A 17831-nucleotide genomic window follows, 5' to 3' on the forward strand; every position below is an offset into this window, starting at 1 on the left:
ACAACAATAGGTTGCTATGAATTCTGAAAAACACCTCAATGCAAGGCTTGTGCCATTCTACTTAGGAGAGCAACGAGACTTAGAAGGTCGAACGATCCAAGAGATCTGGGCATGGGATTTTGAAGCGTTGGAATGCGCTCACGATTACATTCAGTGGTTATTTCCATTATCTGAGAAGAGTGCCTTCAACGCTAATGCACCGATTGTTGATGAAGCCGTGATTCAGGCATTTCAACAGGATCCACGCCTCCGTCAAAACTTGCTACGATCGCTCACGGTTATGCTTCGGTTTTATGGATTGCAACGCCAAGAGCGCGATCGCGGAGAAGTAATGATCAGCAGATCGGAAGACTATCCAATTCGTAAACGCGAATGGATTTGTCTGTTTGACCACAACTATCTTCGCATTACTCGGATACTAAAGTGCCTCATGACGTTTGGATTAGAGGCTGAAGCCCAAGCGGTGTATGAATGCTTGCAGCAGATCTACAAAGAGAATCGGGATCAGATTGGAGGTGAAACGTTTCAGCATTGGACAAATGCCATTAAAACATAAAGGCTAGAGCGGTTGTGAGAGAATTGGGGCCGAGTCTGCCTAGCAACCACTATGGAAGAATATTTGCAAACCAATGAAGTGATCGACTGGAAGCATCCAGAAGTCTTGAAACTTGCTCAAACCATTGCATCAAGCCATCGAACCTCTGAAGCTACCGCGAAAGCTTGCTTTGAGTGGGTTCGAGATGAAATTCATCACAGTTATGACTACCAGATGAACCCTGTGACCTGTCGAGCTTCAGACGTACTTCAACACAAGACGGGTTATTGCTACGCCAAAAGCCATTTATTAGCCGCATTGTTACGAGCAAATGGCATTCCAACAGGATTTTGCTATCAGCGATTGAGCATTGATGACAAAGGCACGCCTTACAGCTTGCATGGGTTCAACGCAGTCTATTTACCGGAAGTTGGTTGGCATCGAGTTGATGCGAGAGGAAATCGCGGAGGTGTTGATGCTCAGTTCACACCACCCCAAGAAAGATTGGCGTTCAAGATTCAGCTTCCTGAAGAGGCAGACTTCCAAGCCATTTTCTCAGAACCGCTTCAAATTGTTGTGGAAACTTTGCAAGCTCACAATACATGGGATGAGCTGCTTCGTCATCTTCCAGATGTTACTTTGAAGTCATGGAAGCAGTATGGTTTGGTGTCATAAGCGATGAATTACGAGATCCGTGCGTTGACCCATAAAGATGATTCGATCGTGTGGAAAATGCTAATGTGCCTCATCTTAGTCATCGCTTGAAACCGTTCAAAAGCAGCCTTGTCTTTTTTGCTCTTGACTCAAGTCAGACGATTGCTTGAGCATTGACTAACTTAGTATCTGCAAGCCCTTATGCTGTAAGTCGCGCTCAATTTGCTGCATGTCTTCAAGCGTTTCACCCGCCACAATGCCGTAAATTTCAGTGTAGATTTTGCCGTATTTGACCCTTTCCAAGGCAGACAAAATGAGAAAGTCTTTGCGATCGAGATAGGGTTTGAGCCTGACCAACACAGAGTCTAACGCTCCATCCATTCGGTAGTCGGTGGAATACTTCGCCACTGCTTTGTTTAACCCCAACAAGGTATGACGCTGCAAGCAAAGCGGCGTTGAACCATTGACCCGGAAATTAGCATCGATCGCATAAAGCCCTCCGTCTCGGTCTTCTAGCACGTCAAACCCAATGACGCCGAAGTAGCCCTGCTGATGAGCATAGTGAGCGATCGCGGCGATCATCTCAAAAAACTTGCTCATATCTGTGTCATCGTAATGAATTAGCCCACCTAAATAGTTGCCTTCTGCATTTACAAGTTGACCTGTTGTACCGATCAGCGTAACTTCTCCTGCTTTGTTGACGTAGAACTGAACGCAGTGGTTTTGCACGGCATTCTTGATGAATTCTGAAACCACAATCATCCTTACCGATTCAATCTCAAGATATTTTCTCAGTTCTTCTAGACAGTAGTTGAGGTCGCTGGCGTTTCTGATGATGTAAGTGCCCTCTCCTGAGAGCCCATGCGATGTTTTGATTAAATAAGGAAACTCTTGGGGTAGGGGAATGTCTGTAATGTGCGTTTGGCGCAAATCGTAGCTTTTATAGGCCGGGCACTGTACTCCTAGTTCGGATAGCGTGACTTTGCTCAGCAGATGATAGTGAACGTCTGGATCAACAGCGTGTTTCTCAGGCTTGAGATGATCAAACGGAAATAGGGTAATGATCTGATCAAACCCACTGCTGTCTGAACTGCCGAGAGGATTGCTTTGGCTGAGTTCATCGAGATACTTTGAGCAGTGAAACAGTTTTAGATTGTCATCACGGAAGCCAAAATGCTCTCGCCAATAGTCACGTAACACAGCTTGCACTGGGGAAATCACGATGCCTGGTAAACCATTGCCCAACACGGCTAAATTTTTCCAGGGTTCTTTTTGACAAATCTTGTCAAACGATGTTTTGGTTGCTTCACTACTGCCATCCTGGATGAAGTAGTGGTTTGTGTTAGGGTAGGCTGCCCAACTTGCGGTTGCTGGATAGTTTAGGAGAAATGCATAGTGAGCATCTGTTATGTCTTGAGCAAACAGATCCGAAAACGAGGTTCCTTGAAAATATGGAAAATTAGATATCGAGTTCATATGAAGAGGTGAAGCGATCGCTATCAACCAGTTATTCAGGAAACATAGTGATGAATAGCGCCATAATGCCAAGTGATGTTGCTCCTTCCATCGCTCTAATGGCAGGAATTGAGGAGAGCAATTGCTTCGCAAGCTCCGCAGGATTGCGACTAAAGATAGAACTTACCTTCTTAAGAAAACTTTGCCTTTGGCTCTAGCGGTCACAAGCTTTAAACACTCACCTAAGGGATCGTAGAAACCGCATCTTTCTGCATTACTTGAATGAAGACATGTCAGTTTACTCGGTAATTGTGCTGGAAAAATTACAAAAGTTCGAGCAGTAAGAACAAAAGCTCAAACAGTAAGAACAAAAGCTCGGGCAGTAAGAACAAAAGCTCGAACAGTAAGAACAAAAATTAGCCCATTGATAACATAAATCGAAACTTTTGTTCTTACTGAATAAACATAGGTTATTAAAGTTCTTTGTTCAAGAACAAAAACTGTTGTTGCGTGGAGTGATGGAACCGGATCTGTATTGTGGCGACATGGGGATAGAACGATCGCTTCGCAAGCTCCGAAGGAGCGTTGTTCTCTTTTGTCAGTAATGCGACTGCAACTGCTCAATGGGAGCTTTTAGTAAGAAGTAGTAAGTTGGTTGGGTAGAGTGCAAGCTAACAGCCCGCTTGCACCGACCTTATCAAGGTTCTTTGTTAAGAGAAGTTTCTGCGGCGAGCGAAGAGGAGCGGTAGCTGATTTCTGTTTGAGGCATTGGAGATATAAAAGGGAATTTTATGGGGAGTCTTATCGTGCCTCCATAACTCCTATGACCATTGAGGAATGCCAAAATCAACTGCGACTCTCTGTTCAGTATCAGAAAATTCTGGCAAGAATTTTGGCAAGGATTCGTGCATCTGTACCGATAGAGTCACTTTGTTCAACATCCTGCCAAGATATTTGTCGTCAACTGCAAATTGAGCGAGTTGCAATTTACCAGTTCAACGCAGATTGGAGCGGCAGTTTCATCAATCAATTTGGGTTTGCCGAACCACCTTGGGACGCTTTAAGCGCCTTTGGGAAAGATTTGGTATGGCAGGACTCCTATCTCCAAGAAACCGAAGGTGGGCGCTATCGCAAAAACGAACCATTCGCAGTGGCAGACATTTATGAGGCAGGGCACGCTCATTGTCATGTTGAAGTACTAGAGCAATTTCAGATCCAAGCGTATGCGATCGCGCCTATTTTTGTTGGCACGAAACTGTGGGGGCTGTTAGCCGCCTATCAGCACTCCGCACCTCGGCAATGGCATCCCCATGAAGTGACTTTTCTTGCCCAGGCTGGCAACCATTTAGGCGTCGCAATGCAGCAGGCAGAAACCTTAAAGCAGGCAGAACAACGCAACGTGGAATTGCAAGATGCAATCTCTCGACAACGTGCCCTGACTCAAGTTGTCGGCAATATTCGCTCCTCCGTAGACACTCACATCATCCTCGATACCGCTTGCCAAGAACTCTGCAAACTCCTCAAGCTAGAGCGGGCAGCAGTGTATCGCTTTAACGAAGACTGGAGCGGTGAGTTTGTCAGCCAGTTTGGCATCGTAGAACCCCTTTGGGATCGGACGAATCCCTTCGGTAAAAACTTGGCCTGGGAAGATACGCACTTACAAGAAACTCAGGGAGGGCGCTACCGCAACAACGAAAGTTTTGCCGTTGTAGACATTTATCAAGCCGGGCACACACGCTGCCATCTTGACATTCTGGAGCAATTCAAGATTCGTGCCTATGTCCTTGCTCCCATTTTTACCGGAACCAAACTTTGGGGACTCGTCGCCGCCTATCAGCACTCTAGCCCCCGTCAGTGGCAAGCGTTCGAGGTTGAGTTTCTAGAACAAGTTGGAGCACAATTAGGCGTTGCGATTCAGCAAGCCGAGAATTTGGAACAGTCAAGACAACAGGCAATCGCGTTGCAAGATGCGATCGCCCGCCAACGCGCTCTCACCGAAGTCGTCGGAAAAATTCGCTCCTCGCTCGACATTAATTTGATCTTGAAAATGACTTGCCAAGAGGTTTGCAACCTGTTGCGTGTTGAGCGGATTGCCGTCTACCGCTTTAATGACGATTGGAGCGGAGAATTTATCAGCAATTTTGGCATGGTCGAACCCCAGTGGGACAGTATCAATCCGTTTGGAGAAAACTTGGTCTGGCAAGACACTCATTTACAGGAAACAAAAGGGGGACGCTATCGAAATAATGAATCTTTTGCCGTCAGCAACATTTACCAAGTTGGTCACTCGCGCTGCCATCTTGACATTCTAGAGCAATTTAAGATCCGCGCCTATGCCCTCACGCCCATTTTCGTAGGGCGCAATCTTTGGGGACTTCTAGCCGCCTATCAGCATTCTGGAACTCGCCACTGGGACGCTGTGGAAGTGGAATTTTTAGCACAAGTCGCGAGTCAACTCGGGGTTGCCCTGCAAAGTTCTGATTTGTTAATGCAAACCCAAATTCGCGCCGATGAACTGCACCAAGCTGCTGAACAACGCCGGATCTTGTTTGATTTAGTCGTCAAGATTCGGGAGTCGTTTAATTGGGAGCCAATCGTCAAGCCAGCGCTCGCAGAAGTCCGGCGAGTGCTAGACGTCGATCGCGTCGGGATTCTTCGCTTTGAGCCGGATTCTGGATATTGCAGTGGGGAATTCATTGCAGAAGACGTGCTGCCTAACTTGGATTCTGCTCTCAATACAAAGGTGCACGATCGCTTTGGTCAGCAGCATATGAGCCAGTTTTCTCAAAGGACAGCACAAGTTATTTCTGATACGACTAAGCTTGGAGCCAAGCTTCCGTATTTCGACGTGATTGAGTGGTTTCAGGTCAAGGCACAAATCACCGTTCCCCTGATGGAAGGCGACACCCTCTGGGGGCTCCTATGCATTCACCAATGCAGCAAAACCCGCGAGTGGGAAGAAACCGAACTAGAATTTGTCACCCAGGTGGCTGCCCAAATCAACGTGGCACTGCTTCAAGCCAGTCTCTTCCACCAGTCGAGTTTGCTCGGTCAAACGCGCGAAGAGGCAGATCAACTGGCCCAAGCCCTTAGAGAACTCCGCGCTGCTCAACTCCAAATCATTCATGCCGAAAAGATGGCAAGTTTGGGGCAATTAGTCGCAGGAATTGCCCACGAAATTAACAATCCAGTTAATTTTATTTATGGCAACTTAGAACATGCTGAGCAGTATATCCACGAGTTACTGCATTGTGTAAATCTATATCGACAGCATTACTCTGATCCGGCACCGCAGATTCAACAGCATTGGCAGAATGCGGACTTAGACTTTACTATCGAAGACCTGCCCAAACTGTTTCAATCGATGACCGTAGGGACAGAGCGGATTCGCGATATTGTCATGTCTTTACGAAACTTCTCGCGGTTGGATGAAGCCGAGTTTAAGTCGGTTGACATTCACGAGGGGATTGATAGTACGTTGATGATTTTGCAGCATCGCTTGAAACCTACCGCCGATAGTCCGACGATTCAAGTGATCAAAGACTACGACGCGCTCCCGACAGTGGAATGTTACCCAGGCCAACTGAATCAGGTCTTCATGAACTTGCTGTCGAATGCAATCCATGCAGTTGAAGAACGGAATGCAAAGCAACCACCGAGCACCCTTGCAGCGTCTCCTGGCGAAATCCGAATTTCCACATCCGTTATCGATCAAGATTGGGTGTCGATTCGGGTTTCAGACAATGGATTGGGCATCGATGAAAGCGTTCTGTCTAAGTTGTTTGACCCGTTCTTTACCACAAAAATTACTGGAAAAGGAACAGGGCTGGGGCTTTCGATTAGCTACCAAATCGTGACAGAAAAGCACAATGGTAAGATCTACTGCCACTCGACACCAGGTATGGGTGCTGAATTTGTTGTTGAGCTACCGATCCACCAGCCACTAGGCAGCTAGGCGTCTAAATCAAGCTAGCCAGATACTCCCAGTTAACAAATTGATCAGCAGTTTAATAATTTTGCACTCGGCAGCGGTGTCACCTACCGCTGCTCATCTTAGGCGTTAGCTTGTTTCGATAATTAGGTTGTGACGGTAGTTTGGAGTTGACCTGTTAAGCTTTAGTATCAAAACCTTGACTTAACAGAGGTTGAAGATGGAAAACGATGCAAAGTTCATTCTGTATCTGGCAACAACTCTAGACGGATACATTGCGAGTTCAGATGGCAGTATCGAGTGGCTGACCTCGTTTGAGACAAATGGCGAGGATAACGGATATATAGCTTTCTACAAGACGATCGATGCTTTGGTCATGGGATCCGCTACCTATGAGCAGGTTGTAGGGTTTGGGGATTGGCCATATCCTGATAAACTCTCATATGTTTTGACGAATCGCAATTTATCTACAAACCGTAATGACGTAGTGTTTGTCAGTGATGTTAAAGCGATTTCAGAAGATGTAAAACGCAAAGGCTTTAAAAGAATCTGGATTGTTGGGGGTGGCAAAGTTGCATCGTTGTTTATGGCACAGGGGTTAATTGATGAGTATATCCTGACGTTAATTCCGATTATTTTGGGAGCAGGAATTTCTCTTTATCAAGCCGTGCCAGAACAGAAGCTAAATTTGGTCAAGACAACATCTTATGCGTCGGGTGCTGTAGAACTACGTTACAAGAAACGGTAAATAATGAGAGATTTCTTGAAGAGCGATCGCAAGCAACAAGTCGATGAAGCAGGCGTTTAAGAAGCTTTAGCTGCCGTCTCTCTATCTTAGCCGTTGGCCTTCAAGTGATCTGCAGGGGAGCAAGCGGAAGATTATTTAACGATGCGAAAAGTACCCGATCGAGTACTGCCTTATTGACTAGGATTTTTTAGAGTTGAAAGACAAGAAGTTACCTGAAGTCACAACCAAAGCGCTATCACATTCATTGAATGTCTGAAGAACCACACACTACGGGCTCACAGCATTCGATTGTTTTCATGATATCGACTGGATTGGTAAGGGTCACTCAATATTACAAAAACTCCCCTGTCAGAATTAGGAGAAATACAATGGCATTTCTATTCCTCAAATCCCTTACCTGCAATGAGACCGAAGACACCTTCGGCTCAGATGAATGTCTGATGGAAGTGTTTACCAACGCCGGTCGCAAAACTTACCGACAGAACATGAACAACGGAGAGGTCTTCGAGATCAACGAGGAACTCCCGTTCACCGTCCGCTCCAAGGTTAAATTATGGGATCTAGACTTGGGACGCTGGCCCGACTACAACGATCATCTCGGTACTGTTGTCATTCGGGATACTCCGGTAGAAAACTCCACCGCCAGTTTCACACTGGATGGTGCCGACTACGTCCTTACCTATGACGTGAGACCCTAACATTGACGTGCGGTTAACCCCAGATTTCTTACTACTATTTTCATTGACTACTTTCAAAAGTGGCTTCTAAGCTTTGTGCTGTATAGCCTCTGGTAAAATCCTCAAGTCAACAGTCTGGCATTTCTCAACATCCTATTGAATTGAGGCAAAGGCAAACCAGCGCATGGATTATGAGGAATGAGTTGAAAGGCGGGTAAGAAATCTGGGCTGGCCCTTGCAATGCGGTGGATGAGCAGAAAGTCTCAGCGCTGGGTTCGACGTTGCTTGTCGCTTTTAATCGCAACCATCTTTTAATCGCAATAATATCGCAACAATAAGGAGAATAGATTTATGATTCGCAGCAAGCGGATTGAAGCAGGAGATTGGAGAACCGTTGAAAGCTTTTGGAACGCCAATGGAACTGCCTTTTTCAAACTTCCTGTCGGTGCTTCAATCAAAGTTCGGTATGGCGTAGGTTTTTTAGGATTCGATCGTCAACAACAAACTCTCAACGGCTCAAACTACAAAAAATTATCAGTTGGGACTGGCTCGATCGCACGCGCCAGAATGCAAATCAAAGTGTCTCAAACCACAGATGTTACGTATGACGTCTACGGTGGTGGCGTTGCTGTTACAACCCCAGAAATCCCTTTTTAGTCTCCGTTTGAAAAGTTAAAACCAGCAATTTCTCTGCTCAGCAGTATTAAGGATGATTCGGGTGCATGAAATCTAGTAAATTTCATGCACCTTACATCTATTTTAAATTTTAAGTATTCAACCATTACGCCCAAAACGAGTTTGATAGGCTGCCAAGGCTTCTATTTGAACGCTTCGCGCGAGGCTCAACTCCGCAGAAACCATAGAGCCATGATTCAATTAGCAAGCGATTTGGTTGAATCAGATTGACTTGATTTAAGAGTGCGATCGCTTCTATCCATAAATATTGTATCCACAACCACTGTATCAACTTCAAACCCTTAATATGGACTTGATACTCAATTAGCTGTGGAGCGTAACTCATCTTCATATCAGCAACTTCTTGCAATACCTTAACGTTGCTCCATGGGGTCAATCTTTATTTTGTGAAATCATTCTGTCTTACTAGTTGCATATCATCTGAAGAGTTTCCGATTGGGCAATCTGTTAATTAGCAAGCAACAGAACGCATTTGCAGCGCCAGCAATGATCTGACAGTGGTGATTGGGGAGCAGAGCATGTTAACAGTACTTCACAGCAATCTTGGTAATTTGACAGTTAATCCTCATGAGCATTGCTATCTCTGGGAACCTGGGCTGGTGTGGCTCCATGCGTTATCTGATGGACTGACAGCTTTAGCCTGCTTTTCTATTTTCTTGGCGCTAATCTATTTTGTGCGTCAACGTCGAGACTTACCCTACTCCTCCGCTCTCCAACTGTTCGGGGTTTTTATTGTTACCTCGGGGCTGACGCACGCCGTAGAGATTTGGACGCTCTGGCACCCGCTCTATTGGGCTTCCGGGGCACTGAAGTCTGTTACCGCTGCCATCTCCTTAATGACAGCTTCAGCGTTGATTTCTGCAATTCCCCAAGCATTGACCCTATCCAGCAGCCGCCAGTTAAAAGCTGCCAACGTGGAATTAGAAATCAGTGAGCATAAATGCAATGAAGCTGATCGCAAAGCTACTGAAGCCGCTCTAGTTGAGTCACAACAGCGATACCAAGCCCTCGTAGAAAATTCTCCCGACATCATTGAACGGTTTGATTTGCAACTGCGCCATCTCTACGTCAGTCCAGTCCTCACCGAAATTACTGGGATTTCCACAGAAGTCTTTTTAGGCAAAACCTGTCGCGACCTAGGTATGGATGAGGCCATGGTCACCACTTGGGAGGCCGCTGCGACAGCGCTTTTGAAAACCGGACAAAAACAGGTGATTGAGTTTACAGCACCCACCCTTAAGGGAATTCGTTCGTTTGAAATGGCGATCGCTCCTGAGTTGTCTGATCAGCAGACGATGGAGTCGATCCTCTGCATCTCTAGAGATATTACTGAGCGCAAAGCTGTCGAAGCTGCCCTACGGGAGCAGGAACAGCGGGTTGAAAGCATTCTCAATTCTGTTAAAGGCATTGTCTGGTCTCGCGATGTAAAGACTTCAGAACTGCTCTATCTTAGTCCGACAGTAGAAGGAATCTATGGTCGTTCAATATCGGAGTTTTTAGCAAACTCTAACCTCTGGTTTGAGATGATCCACCCCTACGATCAAGCAGTAGTGACGGCTGGAATGGACGAACGGCAACAAACCGGCAGCACAACTCTGGAATATCGCATTATTGCGGCGGATGGTCAAATCCGCTGGTTACAAGACCAGTGTCAGCTCATTTATGACACAAACGGGGAACCCTGCCGCATTGATGGTGTTGCCACAGAAATTACTGCTCTCAAAGCGACCCAAGAGTCGCTGAGAGTCAGTGAAGAGCGCCTTCGCCTTGCCTTAAAAGCCGCTAACCAGGGGCTTTACGATCTCAATATTCAAACCGGAGAAGCCATCGTTAACCCTGAATATGCCACTATGCTAGGCTACGATCCGACGACTTTTGAGGAAACGAATGCCAAATGGATTGAGCGGCTTCACCCCGACGACAGTGAAGCTGTTGCCAATATCTATCGCGCCTATGTGCAGGGTGAAATCTCCGACTATGCGGTGGAATTTCGACAGCACACGTGTAATGGAGACTGGAAATGGATCCTCTCGCTAGGCAAAATTGTTGCCTGGGATGAAGCAGGCAACCCTCTGCGAATGTTGGGCACCCATACCGACATTACCGACCGTAAAAAAGCCGAAGCAGCGCGGTTACAGGCCGAGAAACTGCGTCTAGAGTTTACCTTGCTGGAAACCCTTCTCGACATCAGCCTGGCAGGATACTGGGATTGGAATATTCCTAACCATTGGAATTATATGAGTCCTGGCTTGAAGCGCATGTTTGGCTATGAAGATCATGAGTTGCCCAATGTACCAGAAACTTGGCAAAGCCTGATCTTTGCGGAAGATTTACCCGCCGTGCTGGAGTGTTTCGACCGCCATGTGCAAAGTCGTGGGGAAGTGCCCTACTACAGCGAGGTGCGCTATCACCATAAAAATGGATCGACGATTTGGATCATCTGCGTCGGGCAAGTGATTGACTGGGATGCAGCCGGGCAACCCTTGCGAGTGATTGGCTGTCATGTTGACATCACAAAACTGAAGCAAGCTGAAGCCCAACTCCAAAAGAGTGATGCCCATTTGAAACTGGCTCAACGCATTGGCAACCTAGGCAGTTGGGAATGGGATCTGCCCACCGAAAAGGTGACCTGGTCAGACCAGGTGTTCCGGATTTTTGGGCGCGATGCATCCGCTGGACCACCCAGCTTTGAGGAAATTCAGCAGCTATTTCACCCCGACGATCGCGACGTGCACCAACAAACGGTAGAAACGGCGATCGCAACTGCCCAGCCCTACGAACTTGAGTGCCGCGCTTATCGTCCTGATGGCACGTTGGTACATGTGCAAGCCAAGGGAGAACCAAGCTTGAATGCCGCAGGGCAAGTGCTTCAGCTCACGGGCACAGTGCTCGATATTACTGAACGCAAACAAGCTGAAGCCGCTTTACGTCAGAGTGAGGCAACCAATCGTGCCTTGATTAGCGCCATTCCTGATTTACTGATCTGGATTGATCGCGATGGCACGTATCTCGATGCCCTCGGCAGCGGCAAAAGTATCAAATTGCTCAAACCGTTGTCAGAAATGATAGGGATCAATATCTATGATGTTCTTCCTTATGAGCGGGCGAAAGAACGCATGCATTATGTGGAGCAGGCCCTGCAAACCCAGGAACTGCAAGTGTATGAGTATCAACTTGACATTGAAGGCGAAATCCGAGATGAAGAAGCCCGGCTGATGATGTGCGGAGAGCAGCAGGTGCTGTGCATGGTGCGAGACATTACCGATCGCAAACAAGCCGAAGAACAACTCCTGCAAACCACGGCGCAGCTAAAAGCGTCTAACCGCGAGTTAGAAGCCTTTGCCTACTCGGTGTCTCACGATTTGCGATCGCCCTTGAGAGCGATCGACGGCTTCAGCAAAGCATTGCTAGAAGACTATGGAGAGCTAATTGATGACGAGGGCAAAGACTACTTCGATCGCATCCGGCGTAACGTGCAACGAATGGGAATGCTAATTGATGACCTGTTGCGCCTCTCTCGCGTGTCGCGCTCTGAAATGCGGTATACGACTGTCAACCTCAGTGCGCTGGTTCAAGAGCAGATGCAGGAATTGAAAGCCTCAGAGCCAGAACGGCAGGTTGAGTGCGCGATCGCACCTGACGCGATCGTTTATGCTGACCTCACCTTGATGCGCGTTGTGATTAGCAATCTATTGCAAAATGCCTGGAAGTTTACTAGCCATCATTCCTCCGCACAGATCGAATTTGGCATCCTCAACCAAGATGGGCAATCTGTCTATTTTGTCCGCGATGATGGAGCAGGCTTTGATATGACCTATTCCTCCATGCTGTTTGGAGTCTTTCAACGCTTGCACAACACAGATGAATTTCCGGGTACGGGCATTGGCTTAGCCACCGTGCAACGGAGCATTCATCGGCATGGCGGTCGTGTTTGGGCAGAAGCCGCTGTGGAGCAGGGAGCCACAATTTACTTCACACTACCCAATCCATCCATCAGGACAAGACCTAAACTATGACTTCTGCGCGTCCCATCTTACTGGTCGAGGATAATCCTGATGATGAACGTCTCACCATTCGGGCTCTCCGCCGTGGCAACATTGCCAATGAAATTCTTGTGGCTCGAAATGGGGAAGAAGCTTTAAATCTGATTTTTGGTCTAGAAGCACTACCAAGTGTAGTACTTCTGGATTTAAAGCTGCCCAAAGTTGATGGCTTAGAAGTCTTACGGCAAATTCGAGCCAGCGACAAAACTCGCTTTTTGCCTATAGTGGTTTTAACCTCCTCCAGTGAAGATTGCGATATCGTGGAGAGTTATAGCCTCGGGGCCAATAGCTATGTGCGAAAGCCCGTTGGGATTGACCAATTCACTGAGGCGGTGCGCCAACTGGGGCTGTATTGGATACTCCTCAACGAACCATTACCTGGAGGGTTGTGATCCATGCGCGAACCCTTGACTGTCTTGATAGTTGAAGATTCAGAGGATGACGCTCTGCTCGTGCTGCGAGAACTGCGTCGGGGTGATTTTAACTTAATCTGGGAACGGGTGCAAACGGCGGAAACGCTCCGTGCTGCCCTGGCTAATCGCCCTTGGGATGTGGTGATTTCAGATTATCGCTTACCCGGATGCGATGCACCTGAAGCACTGGAGGTTGTCCGGCAAAGTCAGCGCGATCTTCCTTTTATTGTGGTGTCGGGCACGATCGGTGAAGCAGCAGCGGTCGCCATGATGAAAGCGGGTGCTCATGATTATCTGATGAAAGATAATCTGGCTCGGTTGCCAGAGGCTGTGCGGCGGGAAGTGCGAGAGGCTCAAATCCGGGCAGAGCGAACACAAGCGGAAATTCGATTACGTCGCACTGCCGCGCGAGAGCAATTGATCAGGATGGTGACGGAACGCATTCGGCGATCGCTCGATCTAAATGAGATTTTGACCACGACCGTGACTGAAGTGCGCCAAGTCTTGCAGACCGATCGAGTCCTCTTGTTTAAGATCAATTCGGCTGAACGGGGCTATGTTGCGCAAGAGTCGGTGGATGTGAGTTGCCAAGCCATTCTAGGACAAAACATCTATGATCCCTGTTTGCAATCGACGTACATTGAGCAGTATGTGCATGGACAAGTCCGGACGGTTTCGGACATTGACGATGGCAGCATCGAGCCTTGTTATGCCGATTTCCTCAGACAGTTTCAGGTGCGAGCAAATTTGGTCGTGCCCATCCTTCACTCTACGGGGCTATGGGGACTGCTGATTGCCCACCAGTGCGATCAGCCCCGACAGTGGTCTGAGGACGAGATCCAGTTATTGAAACAACTGGCTGACCAAGTTGCGCTAGCCATCCATCAAGCTGATCTTTATCGACAGACCCAACTGGAGCTAGCAGAACGTCAGCGAGCAGAAGCCGCTCTGCAAAAACTCAACCAGGAACTCGAACAACGGGTGCAAGAGCGGACTCAAGCCCTGCAACACCAGGCAGAACAAGAACGCCTGCTGCGAGTGATTATCCAAAATATTCACCGATCGCTAGACCTAGAGGAAATTCTGGCAACAGTGCTTAACGAAACCCGCCGGACGCTGCACGCGGATCGGGTTACTATCTACCAATTTTCTCCAGATTGGAGCGGTCATTTTGTGGCAGAGTCAGTGGCGGAGGGATGGGTACCTTTGGTGGGGGAAGGTATTAAGACTCTATGGGAAGATACCTATTTGCAAGAAAGACAGGGCGGCAGGTATCGAAATAATGAACCCTTTGCCGTCAATGATATTTATACGGTTGGGTACAGCCAGTGTCATATCGATTTATTGGAGCAGTTTCAGGTTAGAGCCTATGCGATCGCGCCCATTTTTCTAGACGGTCAGCTCTGGGGATTACTTGCGACTTACCAAAATAGTGGCTCTCGCGAGTGGCAGGCCTGGGAAACCAGCCTGCTACAACAAATTAGTATCCAAACGGCGATCGCCCTCCGCCAATCTCACTTGTATCAAGCCGCTCAGACACAGGTGAGGGCTTTAGAGGAGCTTAGTCAACTGAAAGATGACTTTCTCAGTACGGTTTCCCATGAACTGCGATCGCCGCTGGCGAATATCAAAATGGCAATTCGGATGGTGCAGTTGACCCTCAATCAACAGCAGGTTCATGACGAACGCTTAACCCGTTACCTTCAGATCCTCGAAGAGGGATGCACCCAAGAACTGACCTTGATCAATGACTTGCTTGACTTGCAGCGATTGGAAGCGGGGGTACAATCTCTAGAGTTAGAAAGCGTTGATCTGAATTATTGGCTGCCATTTATCGCAGAACCCTTTGAAGCCCGCGCTCAAAAACAGCAACAGAGTCTGCATCTCCATTTACCCCCAGACTTGCCAATCATTACAACGGATTTACCTGGGTTTAAACGCATTCTCATGGAGTTACTCCACAATGCCTGCAAATATACGCCACCCCATGAGCAGATCACGGTTACAGCCCAGGTAAACGATAGAACTCTACAAATTCAAGTCAGCAACTCAGGCGTGAAATTACCACCCGAAGCATTACCACACTTATTTGAGAAGTTTTACCGCGTTACCAGTGTCGATCGCTGGGAACATGGTGGAACCGGACTAGGGTTAGCACTGGTAAAACGTCTGATTGAACACCTAAATGGTTCAATTGGGGTTAAAAGTGCTGACTCTACCATCTGCTTTACTATCCAGCTACCGCTCGAAACTCAGCATCCTCAACGATTGTTGGATGAGAGCTTGTCTTGATTAGGCACTTAATTCTTTTAATTAAACGCTTATTTGATTAAACACTTATTAGTGGTTGCCGAAGCCGCAAAACGAGTTTCAGAGTCATTGCGTCATCAAAACTTGAACAAACCAGAATTGAGCAAACAAAGCGTCTTCGACTATTTCACCCTCTGCTGCAACGTTGGATACAGGAACAGTCAATGAGTTACATGTCCGCTAGTGATACGTCCGCTATAAACTGCGATCGTAATAATTTGAGCCGCCATTCTGCTCACTTCTGCCGTTCCCGAATTGACAGGATAGGCCGGAAAACATGCCCCGCTCAAACTCAATCGAATTGCACTCCCAATCTGAATCTGAATGCAAGTCGGCTGAAGCACAATTCTCACCTCGCCCCTCTCTCTGTGGGGCTGGGGGCGAGGACCAACCCTCACATATCCCTGAGAGAAGTTATAGACACCACCATTCGGTTTCACTTCCGACAATACCGCACAGATATCAAAACTTGGCTGATCGGCACTGCACTCTAACTCAACTAAGAGTTCTCCAGCCAAATGCAACACTTCCGTTAACGGTTTAGATGTGTACGTGAGAATATCACTCCGACAATCGAGCGAGGAACGATCGAAGGAACCACACGGGTAAGTAGCATGACCGCCTGAAGCGGGGACAGGTCGCCACGGATCGTGAACGATGATATCAGCAGGAGAAAGCGTCTGGGGTGTGGAAACGAGAGAACCATCCGTTTCGTCAATCCCAGCAAGTCCGCTACTGCTGAGGTAAAAAGCTTGAGCAGCATCTGACGGAAACTCAGAATAGGATCGCCATTGGTTGCTGCCCATTTCAAATAGCTTGATCGGAGGTTCGTCTAGAAGCCCAGTATCTATGCCTTTGAGAAACTGATCAAACCATCGGACTTGAGCGCGATCGCACTTGCTCACTGCTTCTGCCCCATAATCGATCGCGCCAACTTTACGACCCCACGGTAAATGCGCCCACGCACCCACGATCAAGTGTTGCGCGGGTTGCTTCATTGCTTTGTAGAAGTTCAATGTGCCGCGCATATAAGTATCAAACCAGCCTCCGATATGCAGCATCGGCAAATCAAAGTTTTCTAAATAAGTCAGCGGTGATAATCGCTTCCAATAGTCATCTTCAGGGTCGGGATGATCGAGCCAAGTCTGATAGAACGAATCGTAGTGCGCCAACTCCTGCATTAGTTGCGGACGAGTTGGAATTGGATCGTAGAGTGGAAGAATGCGAGCCGCATTCGAGAATTTTAAAAAGGCGACCTCATCTCCTTTGAGTCGAGCCGTTTCAGCCGCAAGTTGAATTGCCCACGCCAAATTGGCAAACCAACAGAATGCGCCGCCTTCATACGCCCAATCGTGGTACAGATCACCTGCCAACATGGCAGGGCAGAGCGCTTTGAGCGCGGGAGGCCGGTTGACAGCCGCATAGAGTTGAGTCATTCCCTGATAAGAAAACCCGTACATTCCCACAACGCCAGAGCTTCCCGGCAGATTCGCTGCCCAATTGACCGCATCGAAACCGTCCTCGATCTCATGTTCAAACAGCTTAAATTCTCCTGCTGATGTGCCTCGTCCGCGCACATCTTGAATGACGACAATGTATCCTTGCGCTGCGTACCACGTTGGATGAGCATAGACAACTGTCGATGCGATCGCGCGTCCATACGGTTGCCGCATCAACAGCACCGGAAACTCACCCTCACGGTTGGGATGATACCTGTCGGGATAATACACATCTGCATCGAGCCGGACGAGATCGCGGGTCAACATGGAAAGGGTTGTCATCATGCGTTGAAGCGGTTTTTCGACTGCGAATTACGTCACGAGCTGCGGCAGTGGGGCGCGTTGCAAAACGGCTAAGTCTTCGGCGTCGAGTTCTGCCGGAATGCCACTGCGAATCAATTCCGCAAAATCTTCGTTTGGAATCATGATACACAACGTGTAGAGCGCTCTGAACCGACATTGCGAATTTCGTGAATTCCAGTTGCCGGAACGAGCAAACTATCCCCAGGACGAATGGGCACTTCTTTGCCGTCGCAGTTAGCAACCCCTTCGCCTTTCAGTACGAAAAACATTTCGATCGCACGCTGATGACGATTGGGCGGCGTCTTGCCGTCAATGTCGAAAATCTCGACACAAACGGTGAGGGAGAAGTTCGCGATCGCGGGATCAAATACGATCGCTAATCGATTCGTGTCGTGAGGACTAATGCGATAAACTTGATAATCGCGAGGAGATTTGATCACCGGAATTACGCAGCATTCATCATCCATCGCCGTGCCCTCAACTACTTCTAATTCACTACTTCTAACTCACTACTCCTGCTTGACTGACAAAACTAAGAAGCTGGAAAGCTAGTGAGGACGGTGAATT

The 17831-nt window shown here is 47.9% G+C and carries 12 protein-coding genes; 9 read left to right on the plus strand and 3 right to left on the minus strand.

The genetic code is table 11. The features are described 5' to 3' along the window. The first annotated feature begins 16 nt into the window (after positions 1-16). Together AC5I6P_RS05055 and AC5I6P_RS05060 are read left to right on the plus strand one after the other, a co-directional pair. On the plus strand, positions 17-556 hold the full coding sequence (locus AC5I6P_RS05055) for an opioid growth factor receptor-related protein (RefSeq protein WP_495692668.1): 540 nt from the start codon (positions 17-19) through the stop codon (positions 554-556). Between the two features lie 51 nt (positions 557-607). Further along, positions 608-1210, plus strand: coding sequence for a transglutaminase-like domain-containing protein (locus tag AC5I6P_RS05060; protein WP_495692669.1), 603 nt, complete (start codon positions 608-610; stop codon positions 1208-1210). Between the two features lie 156 nt (positions 1211-1366). Here the strand turns inward: AC5I6P_RS05060 and AC5I6P_RS05065 are convergent, their stop codons facing one another. Next, complete coding sequence (locus AC5I6P_RS05065) at positions 1367-2665, minus strand: ATP-grasp domain-containing protein (RefSeq protein WP_495692670.1); 1299 nt, start codon at positions 2663-2665, stop codon at positions 1367-1369. A gap of 802 nt (positions 2666-3467) precedes the next feature. Between AC5I6P_RS05065 and AC5I6P_RS05070 the strand changes: the two genes are divergently transcribed. From AC5I6P_RS05070 to AC5I6P_RS05100, 7 genes are all read left to right on the plus strand, one after another. Then, positions 3468-6599 (plus strand): GAF domain-containing protein, encoded by a 3132-nt coding sequence (locus tag AC5I6P_RS05070; protein WP_495692671.1) that lies wholly within the window; start codon positions 3468-3470, stop codon positions 6597-6599. Positions 6600-6795: 196 nt separating this feature from the next. Next, positions 6796-7323, plus strand: a complete 528-nt coding sequence (locus AC5I6P_RS05075; RefSeq protein ID WP_495692672.1) for a dihydrofolate reductase family protein — start codon at positions 6796-6798, stop codon at positions 7321-7323. Between the two features lie 368 nt (positions 7324-7691). Continuing rightward, positions 7692-8021, plus strand: a complete 330-nt coding sequence (locus AC5I6P_RS05080; RefSeq protein ID WP_495692673.1) for a hypothetical protein — start codon at positions 7692-7694, stop codon at positions 8019-8021. Between the two features lie 330 nt (positions 8022-8351). After that, positions 8352-8657 (plus strand): hypothetical protein, encoded by a 306-nt coding sequence (locus AC5I6P_RS05085; protein WP_495692674.1) that lies wholly within the window; start codon positions 8352-8354, stop codon positions 8655-8657. A 557-nt stretch (positions 8658-9214) separates the two neighbouring features. Then, positions 9215-12712: a PAS domain-containing protein gene (locus AC5I6P_RS05090; RefSeq protein ID WP_495692675.1), complete on the plus strand. Its 3498-nt coding sequence runs from the start codon at positions 9215-9217 to the stop codon at positions 12710-12712. Next, entirely contained in the window at positions 12709-13131 is a 423-nt protein-coding gene (locus tag AC5I6P_RS05095) for a response regulator (protein WP_495692676.1), read from the plus strand. Before AC5I6P_RS05090 ends, AC5I6P_RS05095 begins: the two co-directional genes overlap by 4 nt. Positions 13132-13134: 3 nt before the next feature. Beyond that, the gene (locus tag AC5I6P_RS05100; RefSeq protein WP_495692677.1) at positions 13135-15444 is read left to right on the plus strand and encodes a hybrid sensor histidine kinase/response regulator; all 2310 of its coding nucleotides are present in this window, start codon (positions 13135-13137) and stop codon (positions 15442-15444) included. Between the two features lie 179 nt (positions 15445-15623). Here AC5I6P_RS05100 and AC5I6P_RS05105 read toward each other — a convergent pair whose 3' ends face one another. Beyond that, positions 15624-17246, minus strand: coding sequence for a CocE/NonD family hydrolase (locus tag AC5I6P_RS05105; protein ID WP_495692678.1), 1623 nt, complete (start codon positions 17244-17246; stop codon positions 15624-15626). A gap of 137 nt (positions 17247-17383) precedes the next feature. Next, complete coding sequence (locus AC5I6P_RS05110) at positions 17384-17731, minus strand: cupin domain-containing protein (RefSeq protein WP_495692679.1); 348 nt, start codon at positions 17729-17731, stop codon at positions 17384-17386. Positions 17732-17831: the final 100 nt, after the last annotated feature.

It is taken from the genome of Myxacorys sp., assembly GCF_059501405.1.

What these genes read in the sequence shown, in the direction of transcription:
- AC5I6P_RS05055 (WP_495692668.1), top strand. Translation starts at nt 17, where the DNA reads ATGAATTCTGAAAAACACCTCAATGCAAGGCTTGTGCCATTCTACTTA.
- AC5I6P_RS05060 (WP_495692669.1), top strand. Translation starts at nt 608, where the DNA reads ATGGAAGAATATTTGCAAACCAATGAAGTGATCGACTGGAAGCATCCA.
- AC5I6P_RS05065 (WP_495692670.1), bottom strand. Translation starts at nt 2,665, where the DNA reads ATGAACTCGATATCTAATTTTCCATATTTTCAAGGAACCTCGTTTTCG.
- AC5I6P_RS05070 (WP_495692671.1), top strand. Translation starts at nt 3,468, where the DNA reads ATGACCATTGAGGAATGCCAAAATCAACTGCGACTCTCTGTTCAGTAT.
- AC5I6P_RS05075 (WP_495692672.1), top strand. Translation starts at nt 6,796, where the DNA reads ATGGAAAACGATGCAAAGTTCATTCTGTATCTGGCAACAACTCTAGAC.
- AC5I6P_RS05080 (WP_495692673.1), top strand. Translation starts at nt 7,692, where the DNA reads ATGGCATTTCTATTCCTCAAATCCCTTACCTGCAATGAGACCGAAGAC.
- AC5I6P_RS05085 (WP_495692674.1), top strand. Translation starts at nt 8,352, where the DNA reads ATGATTCGCAGCAAGCGGATTGAAGCAGGAGATTGGAGAACCGTTGAA.
- AC5I6P_RS05090 (WP_495692675.1), top strand. Translation starts at nt 9,215, where the DNA reads ATGTTAACAGTACTTCACAGCAATCTTGGTAATTTGACAGTTAATCCT.
- AC5I6P_RS05095 (WP_495692676.1), top strand. Translation starts at nt 12,709, where the DNA reads ATGACTTCTGCGCGTCCCATCTTACTGGTCGAGGATAATCCTGATGAT.
- AC5I6P_RS05100 (WP_495692677.1), top strand. Translation starts at nt 13,135, where the DNA reads ATGCGCGAACCCTTGACTGTCTTGATAGTTGAAGATTCAGAGGATGAC.
- AC5I6P_RS05105 (WP_495692678.1), bottom strand. Translation starts at nt 17,246, where the DNA reads ATGATGACAACCCTTTCCATGTTGACCCGCGATCTCGTCCGGCTCGAT.
- AC5I6P_RS05110 (WP_495692679.1), bottom strand. Translation starts at nt 17,731, where the DNA reads ATGGATGATGAATGCTGCGTAATTCCGGTGATCAAATCTCCTCGCGAT.